Genomic DNA, 23,623 nt, shown 5'->3' with positions numbered 1-23,623 from the left:
GCTCCCGTTGCTTCCCCGGTGGATCTGCCGGATTGCGGACCGGGGAGGATCGGCGGGGGCCGTGGCCCGCATACTCGGAGCATGACCGCGTATGACGCCATCGTCCTTGCCGGAGGAGCCGCCAAGCGGCTCGGCGGCGCCGACAAGCCCGGCATCCGGGTCGGTGGCCGTGCGCTGCTCGACCGGGTGCTCGCGGCCTGCACCGACGCCTCGACCACCGTGGTGGTGGGCGGGCGTCGGCCCACCCTGCGTGCCGTGACCTGGACGCGTGAGGAACCGCAGGGCGGCGGCCCGTTGGCCGCGCTCGACGCCGGTGTCCGGCGTACCGGCGCGGAATGGGTTCTCGTGCTCTCCGCCGATCTGCCGTTCCTCGCGGAGAGCACCGTCGGGGCGTTGTTGGCCGCCGCTCGTGATGGTCGGCGGGACGGGGCCCTGTGCACCGACCAGGACGGTCGCGATCAGCCTCTCGTCGCCGTCTACCGTGGCGAACCGCTGCGCCGCGAGCTCGCCCTGATCGCTACCGAGCACGGCGCTCTGTCCGGGCTTCCCTTGCGGTTGCTGACGAACGAGCTCGATCTTGCCCGGGTGGAAGCAGGCCCCCTCGCCTCCTTCGACTGCGACACCTGGGAGGACATTGCGTCGGCCCGGGCCCGTATCAGAGAGCATGGGACCGTGCTGAATGAATGGATCAACGCAGTCAAGAACGAACTGGGTATCGAACTCGACGTCGACACCGACGTCCTGCTCGATCTCGCCCGTGACGCCGCCCACGGCGTCGCCCGTCCCGCCGCGCCCCTGACGACGTTCCTCGTCGGGTACGCGGCGGCGAAGGCGAGCAGCGACGGCGACGGCCCGGCAGCGGTGACCGAGGCCGCCCGCAAGGCCGCCGCGCTGGCCCTCCGGTGGGCGGATGAGAACGAGACCACATGACGGCCGGCAACGACAGGTCCGACCCGCTCCCGGTGATCGACGCCGCATCGATGGGCGTTGCGCCGGTGGACGCGGGGGCCTCGGTGGACGCGGGGCCTTCCGAGGGTGGCGGGGCCTCGGCGCGTGACAGTCCGGCGTCGGGCGAGCGGTGGCCGACCCAGGAGGAACTGCGGGCCGCCGAGGAGGGCCGGGCTGCCGGGGAGGGCCGGGCTGCCGAGGAGGACCGGGCCGTTGAACAGGCCCTCGCGCTGGTTGGGCGCCGGTCGTTGGATGAGCCCCAACCGTCACGACGGCCTCACTCCGTGGATCAGCCTCGGCCTGCGGATCGGCTCGGCTTCACGGATCTGCCTCGGTCCGTGGACCGAGCTCAGTCTGCTGGTTGGCCCCTCTTCATGGAGCCCTGTCCCGTGGGGTCGTCGAACTCCACGGACCGGCCCCGCCCCGCCGAAGAGCGCGCATCCGCATCCCCGTACCCGTCTCCGGCCGGCCGGGCGCACCCCTGGCGGGAGGCGCGCGCGCTCGCCGCGCGGTCGGGCCGTGACGTTCCCGTCCGTACCCGGCGGCTCCCCCTCGATCAGGCACTCGGACACGTCCTCGCGGAACCGCTCGTCGCACTCACCGATCTGCCGTCCTTCGACACCTCCGCCATGGACGGCTGGGTCGTCACCGGACCGGGACCATGGGCCATCCGCGAAGTCGAAGGAAGCGGAAGCGAGGAGGGCGACACAAGCCCACGCCCGAGTGCCCGCCTCAGCCCACGTCCGAGCCGAGAACAGGGCATCCTGGCCGGGCACCACGTCCCCGCCGCGCTCCCCGACGGCGATGCCGTACGGATCGCCACCGGCGCACGCATCCCGGCGGACGCCAACGCGGTGATCCGCAGCGAGCACGCTCGCGTGGACGAGTCCAAGGGGCTGCTCCACGCGACGCACCAGGTGCATCCAGGACAGGACATCAGGCCCCGAGGCTAGGAATGCCGTTCCGGCGATCAACTCCTGCCCGCCGGCGCCCTGGTGACGCCCGCGGTCCTCGGCCTGGCCGCCGCCGCAGGGTACGACGAGCTGGGCACCGTCCCCCGCCCCCGCGTCGATGTCCTCGTTCTCGGTGACGAACTCCTGACCAGTGGGCTGCCGCACGACGGGCTGATCCGTGACGCGCTCGGCCCGATGATCGGCCCCTGGCTGCGCGCCCTGGGTGCCGAGGTCTCCGCCCCGCAGCGCCTCGACGACGACGCCGTGGTCCTCCGGCGCGCCCTCACCGCCTCCGACGCGGATCTGATCATCACCACCGGCGGTACGGCCTCTGGCCCTGTCGACCACGTCCACCCGGTCCTTGCCGAGATCGGGGCCGAGCTGCTGGTCGACGGCGTCGCCGTCCGCCCCGGCCACCCGATGCTGCTGGCCAGGCTCAGGGCGGAGGGGCCGAATGCGGGCCCGTACCTCGTCGGGCTGCCGGGCAATCCGCTGGCCGCCATCTCCGGGCTTCTCACGCTCGCTGAGCCGTTGCTCCGCGGGCTGGCCGGCCATGCGCCGGAGGCGCCGTATTGGGCCGTGGTGCGCGACGAGGTGCACGGGCACCCGCACGACACCCGTCTGGTACCCGTTGTCCACCGCGCGGGCGGCCGTGACGACAGTGCCCGTAATCTCGGCAACGTGGGAGCCGGCAGCGGTGCCGAGTACGTCGTACCGCTGCATTACAACGGTCCGGCGATGCTCCGGGGGATTGCCGCGGCCGACGGACTGGCCGTCATACCTCCGGGCGGGGTACGGTCCGGCACCGGGGTGGAGATCCTCGACTTGCCGTGGGCCTCGGCGACGCCGTGGACGGAAGGGTGTTTCACGTGAAACTTCCCGGCCACGATGCGATGGCCAGGCACGCCGACGAGCATGTCGCGCCCACGCGGGTGGAGCTCCCGCGCAGGGTCGTCCAAGGACCGGCGCGGCAGGTCGCCAAACGGCTGATGATGGCGTTGATAGTGCTTGCCGTCACCGTGCTGATCGTCTGGCTCGACCGCAGTGGGTATCACGACGCCGCCGATGACAACGTCGACCTTCTGGACGCGGTGTACTACGCGACGGTCACCCTCTCCACCACCGGATACGGCGACATCACCCCGTACGGGGACGCCGCCCGGCTCACCAATGTGGTGCTCGTGACACCGTTGCGGGTGCTGTTCCTGATCATCCTGGTCGGTACCACTCTTGAGGTCCTTACGGAACGGACCCGGGAGGATTTTCGGCTGAAGCGTTGGAGAGCCAACTTGCGTGACCACACCGTTGTCGTCGGCTTCGGCACGAAGGGCCGTTCGGCCATCCAGACCCTGCGGGCCACCGGCCTGAAGAAGGAACAGATCGTCATCGTCGACCCGGCGAGCAAGGTGATCGAGATCGCCAACGCCGAAGGCTTCGTGGGTGTGGTCGGCGATGCGACGCGCAGCGAAGTTCTTCTGCGTGCCGAGCTCCAGAAGGCGCGTCAGATCATCATCGCCACGCAGCGCGACGACACGGCGGTGCTGGTGGCGTTGACGGCGCGGCAGCTCAACCGCGGCGCGAAGATCGTCGCCGCGGTGCGCGAGGAGGAGAACGCCCCGCTGCTTCGGCAGTCCGGCGCCGACGCGGTGATCACCAGCGCCAGCGCGGCGGGACGGCTGCTCGGCCTCTCCGTCCTCAGTCCCAGCGCGGGCACGGTGATGGAAGACCTGATCCAGCAGGGCAGCGGTCTCGACCTCGTCGAACGGCCGGTGATAAAGGCCGAGGTGGGCAAGAGTGTCCGGGAGACCGAGGACCTCGTCGTCAGCGTGTTGCGGGGGCATCGACTGCTCGGATACGACGATCCGGCGGCCAGCCCTCTGCAGCTGACGGACCGTTTGATCACCATCGTGCGTGCCTCGAACGAACCACCGCCGAGCCACCCGGTGCCAGGCGCGCCCCGCCCGTAGCCGGGCACCGCGCGGGCGGCGCGAGCTCGTCATGGGCGTCATCCTCGGGTCGATGGTGGGCACTTTACCGATTCGGCTCGCTCTCGCTGCTCTCGCTGCTCTCGCTGCTCCCGTCGTTCCGGCTCGCTCCCAGCGCTCGGCCCATCGCGTCATGGAGTCGCCTCCTGGCGCCGCATGGTTGCCCGTCCAGCTCCGCGGCTCCGTCCGTTCCGTGCCACGGAGTAGCCTCGCCGCCATGTATGCGATCACGATCCCCGAACCCGGTGGCCCCGAGGCGCTCGTATGGGCCGAGGTGCCCGATCCGGTAGCCGGCGAGGGCGAGGTCCTCGTCGATGTCGTGTCCAGCGCGGTCAACCGCGCCGATGTGCTGCAGCGGCAGGGGTTCTACAACCCGCCGCCCGGTGCTTCCCCGTACCCGGGCCTGGAGTGCGCGGGCCGCATCTCGGCGATCGGGCCCGGCGTCAGTGGCTGGTCGGTCGGCGACGAGGTGTGTGCGCTGCTCGCCGGTGGCGGTTACGCGGAGAAGGTCGCCGTACCCGCAGGGCAGCTGCTGCCCGTACCGGACGGAGTCGATCTGGCGCTGTCGGCGGCACTGCCCGAGGTGACGGCCACGGTCTGGTCGAACGTGTTCATGGTGGCCCATCTGCGCCCCGGCGAGACGCTGTTGGTGCATGGTGGATCCAGCGGCATCGGCACTATGGCGATCCAGCTCGCCAAGGCCGTGGGCGCACGGGTCGCGGTGACCGCGGGCGGACCGGAGAAGCTGGCGCGCTGTGCGGAGCTGGGCGCCGATATCCTGATCGACTACCGGGAGCAGGACTTCGTCGAAGAGCTGCGCAAGGCGACGGACGGCGCCGGTGCGGACGTCATCCTCGACATCGTCGGCGCGAAGTACCTGGACCGGAACGTGAAGGCACTTGCCGTCAACGGCCGGCTGGCCATCATCGGCCTCCAGGGCGGCGTCAAGGGTGAGCTGAATCTGAACGCCCTGCTGCACAAGCGGGCCGCCATCACCGCGACCTCACTGCGCGGTCGTCCGCTCGCCGAGAAGGCCGCCATCGTCGCCGCCGTGCGCGAGCATGTCTGGCCGCTGATCGCCGACGGTGTCGTACGGCCGGTCGTGGATCGCACGCTGCCGATGCCCGACGCCGCCGAGGCCCACCGGGTGCTGGAGTCCAGCACGCACATCGGGAAGGTGCTTCTGCGGACACCCGCAGGCTGACTCCCGCAGGCTGACTCCCGCGGGCTGACACCCGCCCCTGTCCCTGCGCCCGCCACCGGGCACGCTCGCACGCACCGCACAACGGGGCCCGGCACCCAGGTCGTCGACCATGTGTGCCGGGCCTTGGCGTGTGCCGGGCCTTGGCGTTGCTACGTCATCGAAACGTACGGACCGGAGTGCCGTACGGGCCGGAGCGGCGTACGGGCCGGAGCACCGTACGGGCCGGAGCGGCGTATCGACTACAGATAGCGGCGTATCGACTACAGATACGGCCCCGACCGGATGGCCCCGTGCTGGTCCCCGCTGCCGTCCTCGTCCTCGTGGCCGCTCCCCGGCGGAAGGGCGCGGCGCATCTGCTCCAACTGGGCCCGCGCCGCCATCTGCTGGGCGAACAGCGCCGTCTGGATGCCGTGGAAGAGGCCCTCCAGCCAGCCGACCAACTGGGCCTGCGCGATCCGGAGTTCCGCCTCGGAGGGCACCGACTCCTCGGTGAACGGCAGGGAGAGCCGCTCCAGCTCCTCCACCAGCTCCGGCGCGAGGCCGTCCTCCAGCTCCTTCACGGAGCTCGCGTGGATCTCCTTGAGCCTGACCCGGCTCGCCTCGTCGAGAGGAGCAGCCCTGACCTCCTCCAGGAGCTGCTTGATCATGCTGCCGATGCGCATGACTTTCGCGGGCTGTTCGACCATCTCCGTCACCGGGACCTCACGCGACTCGTCGTCAGTGCCACCGCCGCCGATCGCCATGCCGTCCTGCCCCACCACGAGGACTTGGGGGTGCTCCTGCGACCGTTCATTCCTCGGCATTTCCATGGCGCCATTGTCTCGCACACCTGCCGCACTACACGGTGGTGCCCCCGCAAACGGTTGATCCACCGTTTTCGGGGGCACCGAATCGGCCGGTCGGCCCACGGCAGCCGGTCCGGCCGTAGCCGGTCACACCGCCGACCGCACCGCTGGCAACCTCACCCGGCCCGCCGTGCCAGGGCCAGGCGCGAACGGGTCAGCGCTGCCGCGAGGAGCCCGGCCAGCAGCGGAACGCAGACGACGAGCAGACCGATGGCCGTCCAGGGAAGCACGATCGGCGTGTACGCCGACTGGGTGGGGTCCATCCGCATCTGCGCCAGTGCTTCCCGCAGGTCGACGAGACGTAGCGCCACCGCGGGCACCAGACCCGCCAGGGTGCCGAGCACCACACCCGTGAGGGCCACCACCACGCACTGGAAGCCGGACAGCCTCCGCCGCACGCCCGGTGGCGCGCCCACCGCGCTCAGGGTGTTGAGGTCGGCCTCCGCGTCCGCCTTGGCGAGGCCCGTCGTGATCGCGGCCGCGCCCAGGGTCACCACCCCGGCGAACAGGGTCAGGATCAGCAGTACGGTGTTGTCCTGCCGGCCGGGGCCGTAATCGGACCGCATCCACATTCCGCCGCCGGCCTGCGCGATGGCACCGGAAACCCGCTGGTCCTCGGCGTTCGTCGGGGCGTGGGCGACGGCATACACGCTTCCGGCCGCCCTGGTGTGCAGACCGAGCCGCTCCGCGGTCCGCTCCGGAAGGATCATGCGGATTCCGGGGGTGGCGGCGTACCTGGCGGGGGCCACGTACACCTTCAGCTGGTCGACGGCGGTCCGTGCCTTGCCCGGGTGCTGCTTCCAGTTCTTCTTGTCTTTCTCGCTGTACTGGTGGACCGACTTGATGGTCACCTCGCCGTTCTTCGCGTACACCGGGTTGAGGAGTACCGGTGTGCCGGCGGCCAGCGCCTCGGCGGCCGCGGGGTCGTCGAGCTTCACATACGTGTCGAGCAGGGCCGCATCCGCGACGACGATGTTGCTCTCGTCCGTGCTGAAGAAACTCGATGCCATCAGGTCGGTCAGGCAGGCGGGGGAACGCGTCAGCTTCTTGTGCTCGTCGGCGGAGAGCCGCGCGGCGAGTTCCTTGGCCCCCTTGCGGGTGAGCGGACAACTGTGTGCATTGCCGTCGGGCTTGACCAGTTTCAGCGTGCCGCAGTGGTTGTCCTCGTAGAGGCGGCAGTCGCTGCCCGCCCAGACCCGTCGGAAGTCCGCGTGTCCGCCGGTGACGGCCGTGTTCCGCTCCACGGCCGTCCGAGCCAGCGGTAGCCGCTCGGCCGACTCCTCGTCGAAGGACGAGAGAACGATGGTTCCCTTGGTGAGCAAGGGGACGTAGTTGTACTCGTACTCGGCCGAGTAGCTGGACATGTAGGTGGCGATGCCCACCGAACCCGCGACGGCCGCCATGACCGCGGCGACGGCGGGAGCGGTACGACCACGGTTGCGGGCGGCGTCGCGCAGCGCCATCCGGGGCGAGAGGGGCAGCCTCCTGCCGAGCCGCCCGAGGAAGCCGACGATCACCGGGATGCAGGCGAGCAGACCGAGTTCGGCGACGATGGATCCGCCGGCGACCAGTGCCGAACCTCCGATGGTGCCGCCGAAGAGGGCGATCGCGCCACCGAGCGCCAGCACGCAGGTGCCCAGGACAGGCAGCACCCGGGAGGAGCGGCGGACGCCGCGCCGGCCGGTCAGCGACTCCAGTACGGACTGCCGGCTCGCCACGATCGCCGGGGCGAACGCCGCCAACAAGCCGGTGATCAGGCCGATCGCGGCGATGCCCAGCAACTCCAGCGGCGGCATCGTCAGAGAGCCGAACCGGTGTCCGGCCCAGCTCTCGATCACGGGCTGGAAAGCCGCGGTGAGCCCGAGACCGACCACGACACCCGTCACCGCTCCGATGCCACCGAGCACCAGACCGCCACCGAGCACCACGGCCCTGACATGGCGCCTGTCTCCGCCGCAGGTGCCGAGGAGGCCGAGCTGACGGCGGGAACGGCGCGCACCGACCGCGAAGGCGGGTCCGGCGAGCAGCACGATCTCCAGGACCGCCATGGCGATCACGGTGACGAGTGGCGTACTGAGCTCTTCGGAGCCCCTGTCGCCGGTCTGTGGGTTCCTGGCCATCAGCGGGATCTCGGAGTCCGGCGGCGGGTCGAGGGCGACCTGCCGGGACGTGACGAGCACGCCCGACTTATTGGCCGCCATGACGTGCGGCCAGGTCACGCCGACCCCTGCGGGGCCTTTGACCAGCCAGTCCATGGACCCGGCGTTCGGCGGAAGCACCTTCTTGTCGTGGTCGGCCTCGGCCTTCCACGGAGCGATGACCGCACCGGGGTCGGCGTAGAGCGCTTCGGTCTTCAGCTCGCCGGGCAGCTCGACCACGCCGGTGACGGTGTACGTCCGGCCGGAGTTGCGCACGGTGGTGGTCGAGCCGACGTGCAGCCCGGTCGCCTTCATGAACGGCTCCGTGGCGGCCATCTCGCCCTTGCCGTGCGGGTAGGCGCCGCGCACGAGGTCGATCTTGCCGCGGGCCATCGTGTCCGACGTCCGGATCTCGACGATGTCGGTGTTCGTGATGCCGTACCGGGTGGTGACACTCGCAGGGACGGACTGGATGCTGATCGCCCGCGAACCCTTGGGGAACGTCGTCCTGATGTCGAGCGGGTCGCCGTTCTCCACGGGCGGCGCGTCGTCCACGCCCATGTAGGTGTGGCTCACCGCCCCATCGGGGAGCTGCTCGATGGGCCCCATCGTCTCGTCGCTGAACAGCGCGTCGGCGGAGCCCATTATGTTGGTCAGCTGCTCGGCGACGGTCGGCGTCATGCTCCGGTACGTCACATCGAGGGCCGTCACGCCGAGCACCGGTACCGCGATCATCGCGACCACCAATGCACTGCGGCCCTTCGCCCGCGTCGCGTCGCGCCTGGCGATGCGGAGGGCGGCGCGCCAGCCCGTGAAGACGCTCACTGGGCGCCCTCGGCGGTCAGCAGCGAGTCGGCGTCGGCGGGGAGCGTCTGGTCGACGATCGAACCGTCCCGGAGGAACACGACCCGGTCCGCCCAGGCGGCGTAGCGCGGTTCGTGCGTCACCATCACACCGGCCGCACCCTGGTCGCAGCGGTTGCGCAGCAGTGCGAGCACGGCCTCGCCGGTTTCGGAGTCGAGCGCCCCGGTCGGTTCGTCGGCGAGCACGAGGCGCCGGTCCCCCACCAGTGCGCGGGCGATCGCGACGCGCTGCTGCTGACCGCCCGACATCTCGTCCGGGAACCGGTCGGCGATCTCCAGGAGTTTCATCTCCTCCAGGGCCGCCCGCGCCTCCTTGCGGGCCTTGCGCACGGAGACCCCGTCGAGCTCGCGCGGCAGGGCGATGTTCTCGGCGGCGGTCAGCGCCGGGATCAGGTTGTAGTCCTGGAAGACATAGCCGACGCTGCGGCGGCGCAGGGCTGCGACGCCCTTGCGGCCGAGGCCGGATATGTCCTGGCCCTCGATGATGACCTGGCCGCTGGTCGCGGTGTCGAGACCGCCGGCGATGGTCAGCAAGGTCGACTTGCCGGAGCCGGAGGGGCCCATGACGGCGACGAGTTCACCGGTGTGTACGGCGAGGTTGACGCCGCGCAGGGCGTGTACTTCGGCGACGCCGGTGCCGTGGGTGCGGGTGAGCGCTCGGAGTTCGAGCACCGGTGCGTCGACCGACAGCGGTGTGCCGGACGAGGACGCGGATCGGGACGGGGCGCGTGAGGACATGGTGGGTGGTTCCCCCCTTGGAACAGGTATGTCGGCCGGCGGCGGACCCGGATGCGGTCCGTGGCCGGCGCCGGGTGCGTATGCGGGCGCTGCGGAGTTTGTGCCGGGCGGCGGGCGGCGGGCGGCGGGCGGCGGGCGGCGGGCGCGGGGCGCCGGGTTCCGGATAGTCCGGGTACGTGCCGGGTGTACGCGGGTGGTTGGTGGTCAGTGCCGGCTGCGCGGACGGGTGATACGGGCAGGGACGCGGCCTGCCGGGGTGCGGCCGGGCGTACGTACCTCGGCTTCCGGCTCCGTGGCGGCGGCCTCGGCGAGGCGGGCCAGCCGGGACTCGCAGTGGTCCAGCCAGCGGGCCTCCGCCTCCGCCTGGAAGATCAGCTGTTCCACTACGAGCAGCCAGGCGACCTCGTCGCGGTTGGCCGGGACATCGGCCAGGGCCTGTGCCTTGAGGCGGGTGTAGTCCTGCATCGCCTTCAGGGTGTGGTGGCGCTGGGACTGGATGACGGCCCGGATGTCCACATCGGGCGCGCCGACCGCCATGGCGAGCTTGATGGCCAGCTCGTCGCGGGGCGGACTAATGCGGTCGACGGGCGTCTCGAACCAGTTGCGCAGCTCGGTGCGGCCGTCGTCGGTGATGGCGTAGAGGGCGTGCCCCTGGTCGTCCTCGTCGTCCTGGACGACCAGGCCGTCGCGCTCCAGCCGGCTCAGCGTCGTGTACACCTGGCCGACGTTCAGCGGCCAGGTGGAGCCGGTGCGCGACTCGAATTCGGTGCGGAGCTGCGAGCCGTATCGGGGCCCCTGCTCCAACAGGGCCAGTAGCCCGTGACGGATCGACATACTGAGTATGTATACCCAGTATGTTGGTCGATGCAAATGCCGCTCGGCGTGCCTGCGCGCCGGTTGCGGGACCGTGGGGCCATCTCAGGCCGAGCGGCGCATACGGATCGCGAGGAAGCCCAGCCCCAGCCCTATCAGCGCGATTCCCGCGCCCAGGGACATCCGCTGCACGCGCTGTACGGCCGGCCTGTCGAGGGCCTGCGGCGCGAGTCGGCCGGGCTCGGGGGATGTGCTCGCCGCGGGTATCGCGGCGGGGACCGGCTCCGGATCGGTCGCCGTGGGCCACGTGTCGGGTGTGTCGGGTGCGTCGGGCTGGACGGGCTCGGCGGGCGCTTCGGCCTCGTCGGCCTCGGTGGAAGAACTGTCCGCGGGTGCGAGCGGCCGTCCGGGTCGCAGCCGCCCCTCACCGGCCTCGCGCCCGGCGAGCGGGGACTGTGCTTCGCGGGGCGGCGACTTCGTGTTCGCGGCGGCGGACGGCGGGCCGGAGGGGGAGGCCGAAGCGGAACCGGATGCTGGGGAGGAGGGCGGCGCAGGCGCCGGGGGCGCGGGGGCGGGGGCGGCCGAGCCGCCGTCCGAGGGGGTGGTCGTCGGTATGGCCGAGGGTTCGGCCGAAGAGGTGACCGAAGGGATGGCCGACCCCACGTCCGACGGTTGGGCGCCTGGGGCACTGGGGTCGGTGGACAGGTGGGCGGAAGGTGCGGCGGAGGCCCTCGCGGGAGGAGTCACCGAGCCGCTGACCGCCCCTGGCGCCCCGCCTGGGGCGCGGCGGTCCGCGTGCGCCTGGCCTGGCGCGGCCCCCAGTGCCGCGCCCGCCGAGAATATGAGGCAGACCACACACCTCGTGGGTCGCGATGGGAGAAGTCCTTGAGCCATGCGGTCAGCGTCACATGTGGCGATATGTCCGGCATCTCGGATATGTGACGCCTTCGGGGGGTCGCCCTCACCCCCGTCATTGCCGCGTACCGCGCCCGCCGTGCACGCGCGTACCGCGCCGGCTCAGGACGGGGTCAGGCCGGGTCGCCCGTCGCGATGCGGAGTTCGAAGTGGGCGCCCGTCTTGGGCACGGCGGTTCCGGAGGTCGGGAACTGGTCGATGACCTGGTCCTCCGCGTAGGCGTTCCCCGGCACCTTGATCTGCTTGATCGTCCAGCCCGCCGCGTCCGCGCACGCCTTCGCGGAGAGGATGTCCTTGTAGAGGAAACTCGGTGCGTCGACCTTGTTCGGGTCGTCGCTGTTCTCCATGGGGTCCGTGCACGCATCGGTCTTCATCGTCCGGTTCCGTTCCGGATCCTTGTGCTCGCTCGACGCCGACGACTCGCTGGGGGAGGCCCCCTTCGTACCCGGGTTGTCCTTCAGCATGAGCACCGTGATCAGCCCGCCTATCGCGACCAGCGCGACGACGATCGAGCCGACTATCACCGGCATGTTCCGCCTGGTGCCGCCCCCGCCGGAGCCGCCCTGCGTCTGGGGCTGCGGCGCGATCGTGTACGGCGGCGGGGTCTGCTGCCGCATCGGGGACATGGGAGACATCGGCGCCTGGCTCTGATACGCCGGAGCCGACTGCGGATAGCCGTATGACGGGGCCGGAGTGGGCGCCGGGGCCGGCGCACCGTACGGCCCCGACTGGTACGGGCCCGGCTGGTACGGCATCTGCACGTTCTGCGGCGCCGGAGTGGACTGGTCGACCGGCGGGAAGACCGCCGAGCCGACGCCCGAACCGCTGTTCGCCGGGGCGCCGCCGCCCGCGACGATCACCGGGGCACCCGGCTGCCCGCTCGCGCTCAGCACGCGCGCGATCTCGTCCTGCATGGCCGCGGCGCTGGGGAAGCGCTCGTTCGGGTTCTTCTTCAGCGCGCGGGCGACGAGCGCGTCCATCGCCGGGGTGATCGACCGGTTGATGGTGGAGGGCGCGACCGGCTCCTCCTGGACATGCGCGTACGCGATGGCGAGCGGCGAGTCCGCGTCGAACGGGATGCGCCCGGTCAGCAGTTGGAACAGCATGATGCCGACCGAGTACAGGTCGGAGCGCGCGTCCACCCCGCGGCCCAGGGCCTGCTCGGGCGAGAGGTACTGCGGGGTGCCGACGACCATGCCGGTCTGCGTCATCGAGGTGACGCCCGACTGCATGGCGCGGGCGATGCCGAAGTCCATGACCTTCACGACACCGCGCTTGGTCACCATCACATTGCCGGGCTTGATGTCGCGGTGGACCAGGCCCATCTCGTGGCTGGTGTCCAGCGCGGCCAGCACATCGGCCGTCACCTTGAGCGCCTTGTCGGCCGGCATCGCCCCGTAGTGCTGGATGTCCGCCTGGAGTACGGAGCCGAGCGGCTGCCCCTCCACGTACTCCATGACGATGTACGGCATCACCGCGCCGCCGAGCTCGTCCTCGCCGGTGTCGAAGACCGAGACGATGTTGGTGTGCTGCAGTTTGGCAACGGCCTGTGCCTCGCGCCGGAACCGCTCGCGGAACGACTGCTCGCGGCCCAGCTCCGTGTGGAGCGTCTTGATCGCGACCTGGCGGTCCAGAGCGGAGTCGTAGGCCAGATATACGGACGCCATCCCGCCTTCGCCGAGCAGGTCGCGAAGCTGGTATCGGCCGCCGGCGACCGAACCGCCCGCGTAGCGCCCCTGAGCGCCGTGTGCGCCGTCCTGGCTCATGACTTGCTTCCCCCTCGGCGCGCGACTGACGCGATGATCCCTAATTACGCGCCAAGTCTGCCCGAGGGGTACGACACGTCAAGCCGGGTGCCCGTTCCGTGACCCTACGCACAAGAAGCGTCTCGGAAGCGTTACAGGATCCGCATCGAATTTGCCCGGGCGGCGCGCCGGGCGATTGGATGACCGGTCCCTCTCGGAAACGGTGTGCCCGGCAGAGGCTGTAGCGTGACGTGGCAATGCAGCTAGACACCGTGAGAACCCGCGGACGCGCGGACAGATACGACGGCGAGGACTGATGGCACCCGATTCCGAAGCAAACGGCGGCGGAGTTTCGGATGGCACCGACTCCTGGGGCATCGACGGCGTCGTCGGTGACGGACGTTACCGGATGACCCACCGGCTCGGCCGGGGCGGAATGGCGGAGGTCTTCGCGGCCGAGGACGTCAGGCTGGGACGTACGGTCGCGGTGAAGCTCCTGCGTTCCGATCTCGCGGAGGACCCGGTCTCCAAGGCCCGGTTCACGCGCGAGGCGCAGTCGGTCGCGGGCCTCAACCACCATGCCATCGTCGCCGTGTACGACTCCGGCGAGGACGTGGTGGGCGGCCAGACCGTCCCCTACATCGTGATGGAGCTCGTCGAGGGCCGCACCATCCGCGAACTGCTCCTCAGCGCCGAGGCGCCGCCGCCCGAGCAGGCCCTGATCATCGTCTCGGGCGTGCTGGAAGCCCTCGCGTACTCGCACCAGCACGGCATCGTGCACCGTGACATCAAGCCCGCCAACGTGATCATCACGAATTCGGGCGCGGTCAAGGTGATGGACTTCGGCATCGCCCGTGCGCTGCACGGCGCGCAGTCGACGATGACGCAGACCGGCATGGTCATGGGCACGCCGCAGTACCTCTCCCCCGAGCAGGCGCTGGGCAAGGCCGTCGACCACCGATCCGACCTCTACGCCACCGGCTGCCTGCTGTACGAACTCCTGGCGCTGCGGCCCCCGTTCACGGGCGAGACGCCGCTCTCCGTCGTATATCAGCATGTGCAGGACATTCCGGTCCCGCCGTCCGAGGTGTTGGGCGCGGTGCCGCCGGAGCTGGACGGGATGGTCATGCGCTCGCTCGCGAAGGACCCGGACGACCGGTTCCAGAGCGCCGAGGAGATGCGCGGCCTCGTCCAGTACGGCCTGCAGATGCTCCAGGTGCAGGGCGGCCACACGGGTACGTGGAACACCGGCCCGGTCGCGATGCACGAGGGCGGCCACACGCCGGCGATGGGGATCACCGGTGGCACGATGGCGATGGGCCACCCGCAGCACGGGGACACCTCGCAGGGCCCGATCCTGCCGCCGATGAACCCCGACGACGGGGGCTACGAAGGCGGACACGGGGGCGGAGGTGGGGGCGGCCGAGGCAAGCTGTGGCTGTTCATCGTGCTCGCGCTGATCGCGATCGGGGCCGGTGTCGCCATCGCGGTCTACGCCGCGGACATCGGCGACACGAAGCAGGAGAAGACGCCCGCGACGACCTCCAGTTCACCGTCCTCGCCGGAGAGTTCGCCCGAGCCGAGCGACCAGCAGAGCGAGCAGAGCCAACTGCCGGAGAGCTCCACCGGCAATCAGCAGAACTCGCCCCCGAAGCAGCGGCCCTACACCCCGCCGGTCACCCCGAGCCAGTCGTCCGAGCCTCCGTCGACGGAACCGTCCGCGCCGAATACGGGCGACGGCGGTACGGGTACGGCGACCGGCGGCGCGGGAGGTACGGGCGACGGCAGCACCGGTACGAGCGGCGACAGCTCAGGTACGGGCGACGGCAGCAGCTCGGGTGCGGGTGACAGCGGCGGCACCGATACGAGTACGGGCAGTACGGGCGCTACGGGCAGCGATGCGGCCGGGGGGTCCCTCGGCGGACCTGGCGGCAATCCCGTATCGGGCGGCGGCACCACCCCGTGACCCCGCAGCGTTCACGGCGGGCTCCCACTCCGTGAACGCGCGAGGTCTCACCCCGTGAACGCCTCGCACACCGCCTCGTACTCGCGCGTCCACCAGACCGCCAGGGCCGACACCGCAGGGAACTGCGGGTCGGCCCTTCGGTCGTGCAGGCAGTACCGCCAGCGCAGTATCCAGAAGTCGTTGAGCCGCTCCCACCACACGCGGTGCACCGCCGCGGCCAGTTCCGCCGCCCCCGCCCCGGCCGCCCGCCGGTAGGCCCCCGCGTACGCCCGTACCTTCTCCAGCTCCAGCTTCCCGGCCGGCTGCACGAAGAAGATCGCCGCGGCCCGTACCGCCTCCTCCGCGCGGGGCTGGACCCCCAGCCGGTCCCAGTCGACGATCGCGACCGGGTCCGTGCCCCGGTAGAGGACGTTCAGCGGGTGGAAATCGCCGTGCACCCACCCGGTGGCCGGGACGCCGGGGGTGGGCGGTCTGCGGTCGGCATGCTGTTCCAGCAGGGCCCGCCGCTCCAGGAGACGGTGTTCGGCCAGCTCGTCGAAGGAGTCCCGGGGGCGGCGCCCGCGCGCGGCCGCCAGCAGGTCGTCGATCAGCGCGAACGTGTCGGCGGCGTCGGGGCTCCGGTACCCGCCGGACCGCCCCGCGAGCCCCGTGCCCGCCTCCATGACCTGTTCGAGCCCGGTGTGCACGGCCCCGAGCAGCGCCCCGAGCCGCTGAGACTGGGCGGCGGTGAGCTGGGCGCCGGCCCGGTGCAGCCCGTCGACCCAGGGGTGCAGGGCGTAGCACCGGCCGCCGATCTCCGTCACCGTGTCGCCCTCGGTGTCCTCCACGGGCGGGGCGACGGGCACGCCGAGTGACTGGAGCCGCTGGGTGGCGCGGTGCTGGCGGACGATCGTGGCGCGGTCGGCGGTGGCGTCGTCGAGGTGGTGCTTGAGGAAGTAGCGGCCGCGGGTGGTGGAGACGCGGTAGCCGTGGTTGAGGAGGCCTTGAGTGACTGGTTTGCAGGTGAGGGGTTCACCGGCGTCCGGGTAGCGGCGCAGCACCTCGTCCACCGGAGGAACGGGTGGCCGAGGCACTGCGGAGCGGGGCGCGGAGGAGCACAGCACCTCGCCGACCGGCGGAGCAGACGGAAGGGTTACAGATGAGCGCGGCACTTACCAGATGTTAGATCACGCTGCGTTGCGGCTCGGCTGACTTGCGTGGGAGGCCCAATGTGTGCACGGAGGCGAAGTGCGGGTCGACCCCGAGGTAGGCCGGGGCGAAGGGCTCCCCGTTCATCCGGGTGGGGTCGGCGCCGAAGCGCTCCCGCTGTTCGGGGGTCGGGTGCACGATCTCGGCGGGACCGGTGAACTGTACGGACCACAGCTCGCCGTCGTCCCCCGAGGGCGTGGTGTTGAAGTTGTCGGCCCCGTACGCCACGACCGTGCCGTCGCAGGCCTCGTGGTAGCCGAGGCCGCGGTGCATCCGCAGGACGACGCGGCCGTCGACGACGATGTGACGGGCGATCGCCAGTATCGGGAGGGCTCGCATGCTCGTCGCCAGCCGGCCGTAGGGGACGCGGCCGAGCAGATCGATCGCGTGGAGTTCCTCAGAGGACATGCCCTTCACTCTCCGCCACCGGGGAGACCGTAGAAAGAGGCCGCAGCCCCAGGTGGGCCGGGACCAAAGTCCCGAAGACCACCGACGACCACGGCCGCTCCGTGCGCGCCCGGGTGCTTCCGGCCGCGCCCCGCAGCGTCCGGCTGCCGCGCCGCCCCGCCGCTTCCCGCCGCCTCTCGCTGTCCCGCCTCGTTCTCAGCCCTTCTCGGCCTGCAGCCTGGCCACGTACGCGGCGGCCTGCGAGCGCCGTTCCATGCCCAGTTTGGAGAGCAGGCTGGAGACATAATTCTTGATCGTCTTCTCGGCGAGGTGCAGCCGCTCGCCGATCACCCGGTTCGTCAGCCCCTCCCCGATCAGATCGAGGATCTTGCGCTCCTGATCGGTGAGACTGTCGAGCTTGTCGTCGCCCCGGCCCTTCTTTCCGTCGCGCAGCCGCTCCAGCACCTGGGCGGTCGCGACCGGGTCCAGCAGCGACTTCCCGGCCGCCACGTCCCGAACCGCGCTCAGCAGTTCGCTGCCGCGGATCGCCTTCAGCACATACCCCGAGGCGCCCGCCATGATCGCGTCGAACAGTGCCTCGTCATCGGCGTACGAGGTCAGCATCAGGCATTTGATGCTCTCGTCCTGGGAACGGATCTCCCGGCAGACCTCCACCCCGCTCCCGTCCGGCAGCCGTACGTCGAGCACCGCCACGTCGGGGCGGGTCGCGGGGATGCGGACCAGCGCGTCCGCCGCCGTGCCGGCCTCGCCGACGACCTCGATGTCGTCCTCGACCGAGAGCAATTCATGGACTCCGCGCCGGACGACTTCGTGGTCGTCCAGCAGAAAAACGGTGATTTTTCCTTGTTCGCGCACAAAACGCAGTCTCACACACTCGCCTCTTCCCTGCCGCCGAACGGCGGGATAACGTGCCGTTGTCCCGGCAGCCTGCAAGGCTGTTCCCAGTGCTGTGACCAGCGAGAGTTCCCGACTTTTTCGATTTACTTGGAAATCCAAGCAAAATTGCAGGTCAGATAGGGTTTCGCAGTTATGCGGCGTACTGGGTAACGTGCTTTTGGCAGGGCGCTCGCCGGGGCACCTGTCACGCCTGTTTCCCGGACCGAGCGGCACCCACCCCGTGCACGGGTACGGACACAGGCGAGCCGCACTGGTTTCCCGGCAGACCCCGGGGGCCGGACCGACGGAGGAGCACGCACGTGACCGTGGAGAGCACTGCCGCGAGCAAACCGCGACGCAGCAGTAAGCGGACCAGCGCCGTGAAAACGCCCGCTAGGACGTCCGCCAAGACGCCCGCCAAGACGCCCCAGAGTTCCGAGCCCGAGCTCGTGCAACTGCTGACGCCCGAGGGCGAGCGGGTGGAGCATCCCGACTACGAGATCGACCTGACCGCCGAAGAACTGCGCGGCCTGTACCGGGACATGGTCCTGACCCGCCGCTTCGACGCCGAGGCGACCGCCCTGCAGCGCCAGGGCGAGCTGGGCCTGTGGGCCTCGCTGCTCGGCCAGGAGGCCGCCCAGATCGGCTCCGGCCGGGCCCTGCGCGACGACGACTACGTCTTCCCGACGTACCGCGAACACGGTGTCGCCTGGTGCCGGGGTGTCGACCCGACCAATCTGCTCGGGATGTTCCGCGGTGTGAACCACGGCGGCTGGGACCCGAACAGCAACAACTTCCACCTGTACACGATCGTCATCGGCTCGCAGACCCTGCACGCCACCGGCTACGCCATGGGCGTCGCCAAGGACGGCGCGGACTCGGCCGTGATCGCGTACTTCGGCGACGGCGCCTCCAGCCAGGGAGACGTCGCCGAGTCCTTCACCTTCTCCGCGGTCTACAACGCCCCGGTCGTCTTCTTCTGCCAGAACAACCAGTGGGCGATCTCCGAGCCGACCGAGAAGCAGACCCGCGTCCCGCTCTACCAGCGCGCCCAGGGCTTCGGCTTCCCCGGAGTCCGGGTCGACGGCAACGACGTACTCGCCTGCCTGGCCGTCACCAGGTCGGCGCTGGAGCGGGCCCGCCGGGGGGAAGGGCCCACGCTCGTCGAGGCGTTCACCTACCGGATGGGCGCGCACACCACCTCCGACGACCCGACGAAGTACCGGGCGGACGAGGAGCGCGCCTCCTGGGAGGCCAAGGACCCGATCCTGCGGCTGCGCACCTACCTGGAGAAGCAGGGCAGCGCCGACGAGGCGTTCTTCACCGCCCTGGACGAGGAGAGCGAGACCCTCGGCAAGCGGGTGCGAGAGGCGGTACGGGCGATGCCCGATCCCGACCCGATGGCGATCTTCGACCACGCCTACGCCGACGGGAACCCGCTCGTCGACGAGGAGCGCGCCCAGTTCGCCGCCTACCAGGCATCGTTCGCCGACTCCGACTCCGCCGAGGAGGGCAAGTAGCCATGGCCATGGAAAAGATGTCCATCGCGAAGGCTCTCAACGAGTCGCTGCGCAAGGCTCTCGACACCGACCCCAAGGTCCTCATCATGGGTGAGGACGTCGGCAAGCTGGGCGGTGTCTTCCGGATCACCGACGGACTCCAGAAGGACTTCGGCGAGGACCGGGTGATCGACACCCCGCTCGCCGAGTCCGGCATCGTCGGTACGGCGATCGGCCTGGCCCTGCGCGGCTACCGGCCCATCGTGGAGATCCAGTTCGACGGCTTCGTCTTCCCCGCGTACGACCAGATCGTCACGCAGCTTGCGAAGATGCACGCCCGGGCGCTCGGCAAGATCAAGCTGCCGGTCGTCGTCCGGATTCCGTACGGCGGCGGCATCGGTGCCGTGGAGCACCACAGCGAGTCCCCCGAGGCCCTGTTCGCGCACGTCGCGGGCCTGAAGGTGGTCTCGCCCTCGAACGCGAGCGACGCCTACTGGATGATGCAGCAGGCCGTCCAGAGCGACGACCCGATCATCTTCTTCGAGCCGAAGCGCCGCTACTGGGACAAGGGCGAGGTCGAGACCGACTCCATCCCCGGTCCGCTGCACCGGGCCGCGGTGGCGCGTACGGGCTCCGACCTGACGCTCGTCGCGTACGGGCCGATGGTGAAGGTCTGCCTGGAAGCGGCCGCGGCCGCCCAGGAGGAGGGCAAGTCGATCGAGGTCCTGGACCTGCGCTCGATGTCCCCGATCGACTTCGACGCCATCCAGACCTCGGTCGAGAAGACCCGCCGGCTCGTCGTGGTCCACGAGGCGCCGGTGTTCTACGGCTCCGGGGCCGAGATCGCCGCCCGGATCACCGAGCGCTGCTTCTACCACCTGGAGGCACCGGTGCTGAGGGTCGGCGGCTACCACGTCCCGTACCCGCCGGCGCGGCTGGAAGACGAGTATCTGCCGGGTCTCGACCGTGTGCTCGACGCCGTCGACCGTTCGCTGGCGTACTGAGGACTGGGGCGTGACAACGATGACCGACACTTCCAACGCTGCTCGCTTCCGTGAGTTCAAGATGCCCGACGTGGGCGAGGGACTGACCGAGGCCGAGATCCTCAAGTGGTACGTCCAGCCCGGCGACACCGTCACCGACGGCCAGGTCGTGTGCGAGGTCGAGACGGCGAAGGCGGCCGTGGAGCTGCCGATCCCGTACGACGGGGTGGTGCACGAGCTGCGCTTCCCCGAGGGCGCGACCGTCGACGTCGGCCAGGTGATCATCGCCGTGGACGTGGCCCCGGGCACCGGTGACGCGGCCCCGGCGCCCGAGCCGGCCGCGCAGCCGGAACCGGAGCCCGAGGCTCCCAAGGGACGTCAGCCCGTCCTCGTGGGGTACGGCGTCGCCGAGACCTCCACGAAGCGGCGCGCCCGCAAGGGCGCCGAGGTCCCGGCGCCCGCCGCGGCGGCCGCGATCCAGGGCGAGTTGAACGGCCACGGCGCCGCGACCGTCCGGGAGAGCAGGCCGCTGGCCAAGCCGCCGGTGCGCAAGCTGGCCAAGGACCTGGGCATCGACCTGGCGACGATCGTCCCGACCGGCGAGGGCGGGATCATCACCCGCGAGGACGTGCACGCGGCGGCCACGCCCGTACCGGCCCAGGCGCAGGTCCCCGTCGCGGTGGAGGCGGCGCCGGTCCCCGCCGCCGAGGCGCCGGCTTCCGTCGCTGCCGGTGTGCGGGAGACCCGTATCCCGGTCAAGGGTGTGCGGAAGGCCATCGCCCAGGCGATGGTCGACAGCGCCTTCACCGCGCCGCACGTCACGGAGTTCGTGACCGTCGACGTGACGCGCACGATGAAGCTGGTGGCGGAGCTCAAGGAAGACAAGGACATGGCGGGGGTCCGGGTCAACCCGCTCCTGATCATCGCCAAGGCGCTCCTCGTCGCGATCAGGCGCAACCCGGAGATCAACTCCGCCTGGGACGGGGCGAACCAGGAGATCGTGCGCAAGCACTACGTCAACCTGGGCATCGCCGCCGCCACCCCGCGCGGTCTGATCGTGCCGAACATCAAGGACGCGCACGACATGACCCTGCCGGAGCTCGCCGCGGCGCTGGGCGAGCTGGTCTCCACGGCGCGTGAGGGCAGGACGTCCCCGGCGGCCATGGCGGGCGGCACGGTGACGATCACCAACGTCGGCGTCTTCGGCGTCGACACGGGTACGCCGATCCTGAACCCGGGCGAGTCCGCGATCCTCGCGGTCGGCGCGATCAAGCTCCAGCCCTGGGTCCACAAGGGGAAGGTGAAGCCCCGTCAGGTCACCACGCTGGCACTGTCGTTCGACCACCGTCTGATCGACGGCGAACTCGGCTCCAAGTTCCTGGCGGATGTCGCCGCGATCCTGGAGCAGCCCAAGCGGCTGATCACCTGGTCCTGATGGCCGTGTGAGACGGAAGAAGCGGGCCTGCGCGGGGATTCCTTCCGCGCAGGCCCGCTTTTCTGCCGGGTCAGGTCACTCGGCGGGGGCCAGGATCACCCAGTCCGCGGAGGGCGCCGACCGGGTGTCGTCGGCGTACACGGCGGTCACCCGGTAGAAGTGGGTGGTGCCGGTCGGGGCGGTGGCGTCCGTGTACGACACGTCCGTGACGGGATCGGCGGTCAGCTTCTCGTACGCGCCCGCGGTCGGGTTCCACCGTTCGACCAGGTAGCCCGTCGCATCGGCGACCGTGTTCCAGGACAGGTCCACCGAGGTACCGGTGGTGCCCCGGGTCGCGGTGAGCGTGAGCGGGGAGCCCGCCGGGGTCTCGACGGACGGAGTCAGGTCCAGCTCGGTGACGACGGCGACCTCGGCGCTGTGCGTCATCCGGAAGCTGGAGTTGCCGGAGGTGTCCTCGACGTCGATGAAGTAGCACCGCTCCTCACCGTCGGGCAGCCGCTCGTCGGTGTAGGACGTGGTGGCCGCGTCGAGGTACTCGGACGAGGTGCCGTAGCAGACCCGCTCGTCCTCGCCGTCGATCAGCTCTCCGCGGTACACCACGTACCGCTTGAGATCGGGCTCGGTGTTGGCGTTCCAGTGCAGCTCGATGCCGTACTCGGTGGCCTTGGCGGTGAGCCCGGTGACCGGCGCGGGCGGGGTCCAGTCCCTGGCGAGCGTGGTGACCTCGACCGTGGCCGAAGGAACCGACTCCCTGCCCGAGTTGTCGTAGGCCTTGATCACGTAGTGGTAGGTGAGGCCGCCGGCCGGGGAGGTGTCGGTGCAGGTGTACTGGAGCCGCCCGTCGCCGAGCGTCTTCCAGGTGGTGCTGCAGCGGATCGGTGCGGCCGAGGTGTCCACGGGGAGCGTCTCGGAACGGTAGACGTGGAAGTCGTACACATCGCCGTCGACGGAGTGATCGGTCGTCCAGGTGAAGGTCGCACTGCTGATCCCCGGCGTCGCGACGATGTTCCGCGGCGCCGCGACCGGACGGTAGGCCGTGACGGCGGGGCCGTACGCGGAGGCGCGTCCGGCGCCGTCCACGGCGGCCACCTGGTAGGTCCACTTCTCGGAGCGCTTCACCGTGGTGTCGGTGAAGGCCGTGGCGGTGACGGAGCGGACCGACACGTGACCGTGCTGGTCGTCGCGCTTCAGGTTGTAGCGGACCGCGCCCGGGACAGGCTTCCAGGTCAGCACGATCCCGGCGTCGATGCCCTTCGCGGCAAAGTCCGCCGGGGGGATGACGGCGACGGTGGTCAGCGGTATGTCCGTACTGCCGGTGGAGACGTTCCCGGCCTTGTCATAGGCGCGGACCTCGAAGTAGTACGTTTTCCCGCCCTCGGGCGGGACCCCCGCGTACGAGGTTGCGGTGGTCGTCTTCACGAGGGTGAACGTGCTGGATCCCTTGGGCCGGCGGTAGACGCGGTAGCCGGCGAGGTCCATTTCCTTGTTCGCGGACCAGGTCACCTTGGCGTTCGCCGTGGCGTTGTCGAGGACCGCCTTCACGCCGACCGGGCTGAGCGGCTTGACCTTGTCGACGGTGGCCGACGTCCTCGGTGCGTAACCGAACTTGACGTTGGCCGGGCCCGTCCAGTTGACGAAGTCGATGCGCAGGGAGTGCTTCCCGGCGGGGACGGTGACGTTGACCGTCTTCTTCTGGGTGGTGGAGACGTTCTTCCAGATGTCGACCTTGCGCACCCCGTCGAGGTACACGCGAATGCCGTCACGGGTCGCCGCGGTGAAGGCGAAAGGGCCGCCGGAGCCGAAGTCCCGGGTCAGGGACCAGCGGACACCGAAGTTGTCCTTCGGCAGGCCGGAGGCGGGGGCGCCGGTGCCCCAGTTCTGGTCGATGACAGAGTCGCAGTCGGTCTTCTTCGGCGTACCGGAGAACGACGTGTTCGCGAAGAACTGCCGCTTGAAGACCGGCGAGGTGCAACTGGTCGCCGCAGCAGCGGGCGTGGCACTCACGGCGGTGAGCAGACTGCAGGAGGTCGCGGCGACCGACAGCGCGGCGACGCTGCGAAGCCGCCCACGAGGAATGGTGGTCAATGTGCGTATTGCCCTTTCAGGCAGAATGACGGGGGG

General features: G+C 70.5%; 17 protein-coding genes and 1 pseudogene. 8 read left to right on the top strand and 10 right to left on the bottom strand.

The features are described from left to right. Positions 1 to 81 precede the first annotated feature (81 nt). The 4 genes and pseudogenes from OG306_RS18765 (at position 82) to OG306_RS18750 (ending at position 5,090) form a co-directional block, all read left to right on the top strand. A complete protein-coding gene (locus OG306_RS18765) occupies positions 82 to 930 on the top strand; it encodes an NTP transferase domain-containing protein (RefSeq protein ID WP_266747264.1) in 849 nt (282 codons plus the stop codon). 392 nt (positions 931 to 1,322) lie between these two features. Continuing rightward, a pseudogene (locus OG306_RS18760) lies at positions 1,323 to 2,774 on the top strand (molybdopterin molybdotransferase MoeA). Then, a complete protein-coding gene (locus OG306_RS18755) occupies positions 2,732 to 3,868 on the top strand; it encodes a potassium channel family protein (protein WP_266747262.1) in 1,137 nt (378 codons plus the stop codon). Before OG306_RS18760 ends, OG306_RS18755 begins: the two are co-directional and overlap by 43 nt. 235 nt (positions 3,869 to 4,103) lie before the next feature. Beyond that, positions 4,104 to 5,090 carry an NAD(P)H-quinone oxidoreductase gene (locus tag OG306_RS18750; protein WP_266747261.1) on the top strand — a complete coding sequence of 329 codons (987 nt, stop codon included), beginning with the start codon at positions 4,104 to 4,106 and terminating at the stop codon, positions 5,088 to 5,090. Positions 5,091 to 5,350: 260 nt separating this feature from the next. Here OG306_RS18750 and OG306_RS18745 read toward each other — a convergent pair whose 3' ends face one another. From OG306_RS18745 to OG306_RS18720, 6 genes are all read right to left on the bottom strand, one after another. Further along, positions 5,351 to 5,899, bottom strand: coding sequence for a bacterial proteasome activator family protein (locus OG306_RS18745; protein ID WP_323183884.1), 549 nt, complete (start codon positions 5,897 to 5,899; stop codon positions 5,351 to 5,353). Positions 5,900 to 6,051: 152 nt separating this feature from the next. Beyond that, positions 6,052 to 8,898: an ABC transporter permease gene (locus OG306_RS18740; protein ID WP_266906079.1), complete on the bottom strand. Its 2,847-nt coding sequence runs from the start codon at positions 8,896 to 8,898 to the stop codon at positions 6,052 to 6,054. Further along, on the bottom strand, positions 8,895 to 9,674 hold the full coding sequence (locus tag OG306_RS18735; protein ID WP_266747259.1) for an ABC transporter ATP-binding protein: 780 nt from the start codon (positions 9,672 to 9,674) through the stop codon (positions 8,895 to 8,897). The genes OG306_RS18740 and OG306_RS18735 overlap by 4 nt, the downstream gene beginning before the upstream one ends. Positions 9,675 to 9,878: 204 nt before the next feature. Next, positions 9,879 to 10,508 (bottom strand): PadR family transcriptional regulator, encoded by a 630-nt coding sequence (locus tag OG306_RS18730; protein WP_266747258.1) that lies wholly within the window; start codon positions 10,506 to 10,508, stop codon positions 9,879 to 9,881. 84 nt (positions 10,509 to 10,592) lie between these two features. Next, positions 10,593 to 11,150, bottom strand: coding sequence for a hypothetical protein (locus OG306_RS18725; protein ID WP_371665514.1), 558 nt, complete (start codon positions 11,148 to 11,150; stop codon positions 10,593 to 10,595). A 365-nt stretch (positions 11,151 to 11,515) separates the two neighbouring features. Then, entirely contained in the window at positions 11,516 to 13,168 is a 1,653-nt protein-coding gene (locus OG306_RS18720; protein WP_266747256.1) for a protein kinase domain-containing protein, read from the bottom strand. A gap of 295 nt (positions 13,169 to 13,463) precedes the next feature. Between OG306_RS18720 and OG306_RS18715 the strand changes: the two genes are divergently transcribed. After that, positions 13,464 to 15,113: a protein kinase domain-containing protein gene (locus tag OG306_RS18715; protein WP_266906081.1), complete on the top strand. Its 1,650-nt coding sequence runs from the start codon at positions 13,464 to 13,466 to the stop codon at positions 15,111 to 15,113. Positions 15,114 to 15,160: 47 nt separating this feature from the next. Here OG306_RS18715 and OG306_RS18710 read toward each other — a convergent pair whose 3' ends face one another. The 3 genes from OG306_RS18710 to OG306_RS18700 form a co-directional block, all read right to left on the bottom strand. Continuing rightward, positions 15,161 to 16,153, bottom strand: coding sequence for a phosphotransferase (locus OG306_RS18710; protein ID WP_266752292.1), 993 nt, complete (start codon positions 16,151 to 16,153; stop codon positions 15,161 to 15,163). Between the two features lie 121 nt (positions 16,154 to 16,274). Next, positions 16,275 to 16,709 carry a pyridoxamine 5'-phosphate oxidase family protein gene (locus OG306_RS18705; RefSeq protein WP_266747254.1) on the bottom strand — a complete coding sequence of 145 codons (435 nt, stop codon included), beginning with the start codon at positions 16,707 to 16,709 and terminating at the stop codon, positions 16,275 to 16,277. Between the two features lie 195 nt (positions 16,710 to 16,904). Further along, the gene (locus OG306_RS18700) at positions 16,905 to 17,564 is read right to left on the bottom strand and encodes a response regulator (RefSeq protein WP_266752290.1); all 660 of its coding nucleotides are present in this window, start codon (positions 17,562 to 17,564) and stop codon (positions 16,905 to 16,907) included. A gap of 341 nt (positions 17,565 to 17,905) precedes the next feature. Here OG306_RS18700 and pdhA point away from each other — a divergent pair, with 341 nt between their 5' ends. The 3 genes from pdhA to OG306_RS18685 are packed head-to-tail and all read left to right on the top strand — an operon-like array spanning position 17,906 to position 21,502. After that, positions 17,906 to 19,105 carry a pyruvate dehydrogenase (acetyl-transferring) E1 component subunit alpha gene (gene pdhA / locus OG306_RS18695; RefSeq protein ID WP_266747253.1) on the top strand — a complete coding sequence of 400 codons (1,200 nt, stop codon included), beginning with the start codon at positions 17,906 to 17,908 and terminating at the stop codon, positions 19,103 to 19,105. Positions 19,106 to 19,107: 2 nt separating this feature from the next. Beyond that, the gene (locus OG306_RS18690; RefSeq protein ID WP_266747252.1) at positions 19,108 to 20,088 is read left to right on the top strand and encodes an alpha-ketoacid dehydrogenase subunit beta; all 981 of its coding nucleotides are present in this window, start codon (positions 19,108 to 19,110) and stop codon (positions 20,086 to 20,088) included. 10 nt (positions 20,089 to 20,098) lie between these two features. Next, positions 20,099 to 21,502, top strand: a complete 1,404-nt coding sequence (locus OG306_RS18685; protein WP_266747251.1) for a dihydrolipoamide acetyltransferase family protein — start codon at positions 20,099 to 20,101, stop codon at positions 21,500 to 21,502. 75 nt (positions 21,503 to 21,577) lie between these two features. On the opposite strand, the gene OG306_RS18680 is transcribed toward OG306_RS18685, so the two are convergent. Next, complete coding sequence (locus OG306_RS18680) at positions 21,578 to 23,587, bottom strand: PA14 domain-containing protein (protein ID WP_266747250.1); 2,010 nt, start codon at positions 23,585 to 23,587, stop codon at positions 21,578 to 21,580. Between the last annotated feature and the right edge of the window lie 36 nt (positions 23,588 to 23,623).

Origin of the sequence: Streptomyces sp. NBC_01241 (assembly GCF_041435435.1) — a bacterium.
In the GTDB taxonomy this organism is placed as follows: Bacteria; Actinomycetota; Actinomycetes; order Streptomycetales; family Streptomycetaceae; genus Streptomyces.
This window is presented reverse-complemented; position numbering and strand designations above follow the sequence as displayed.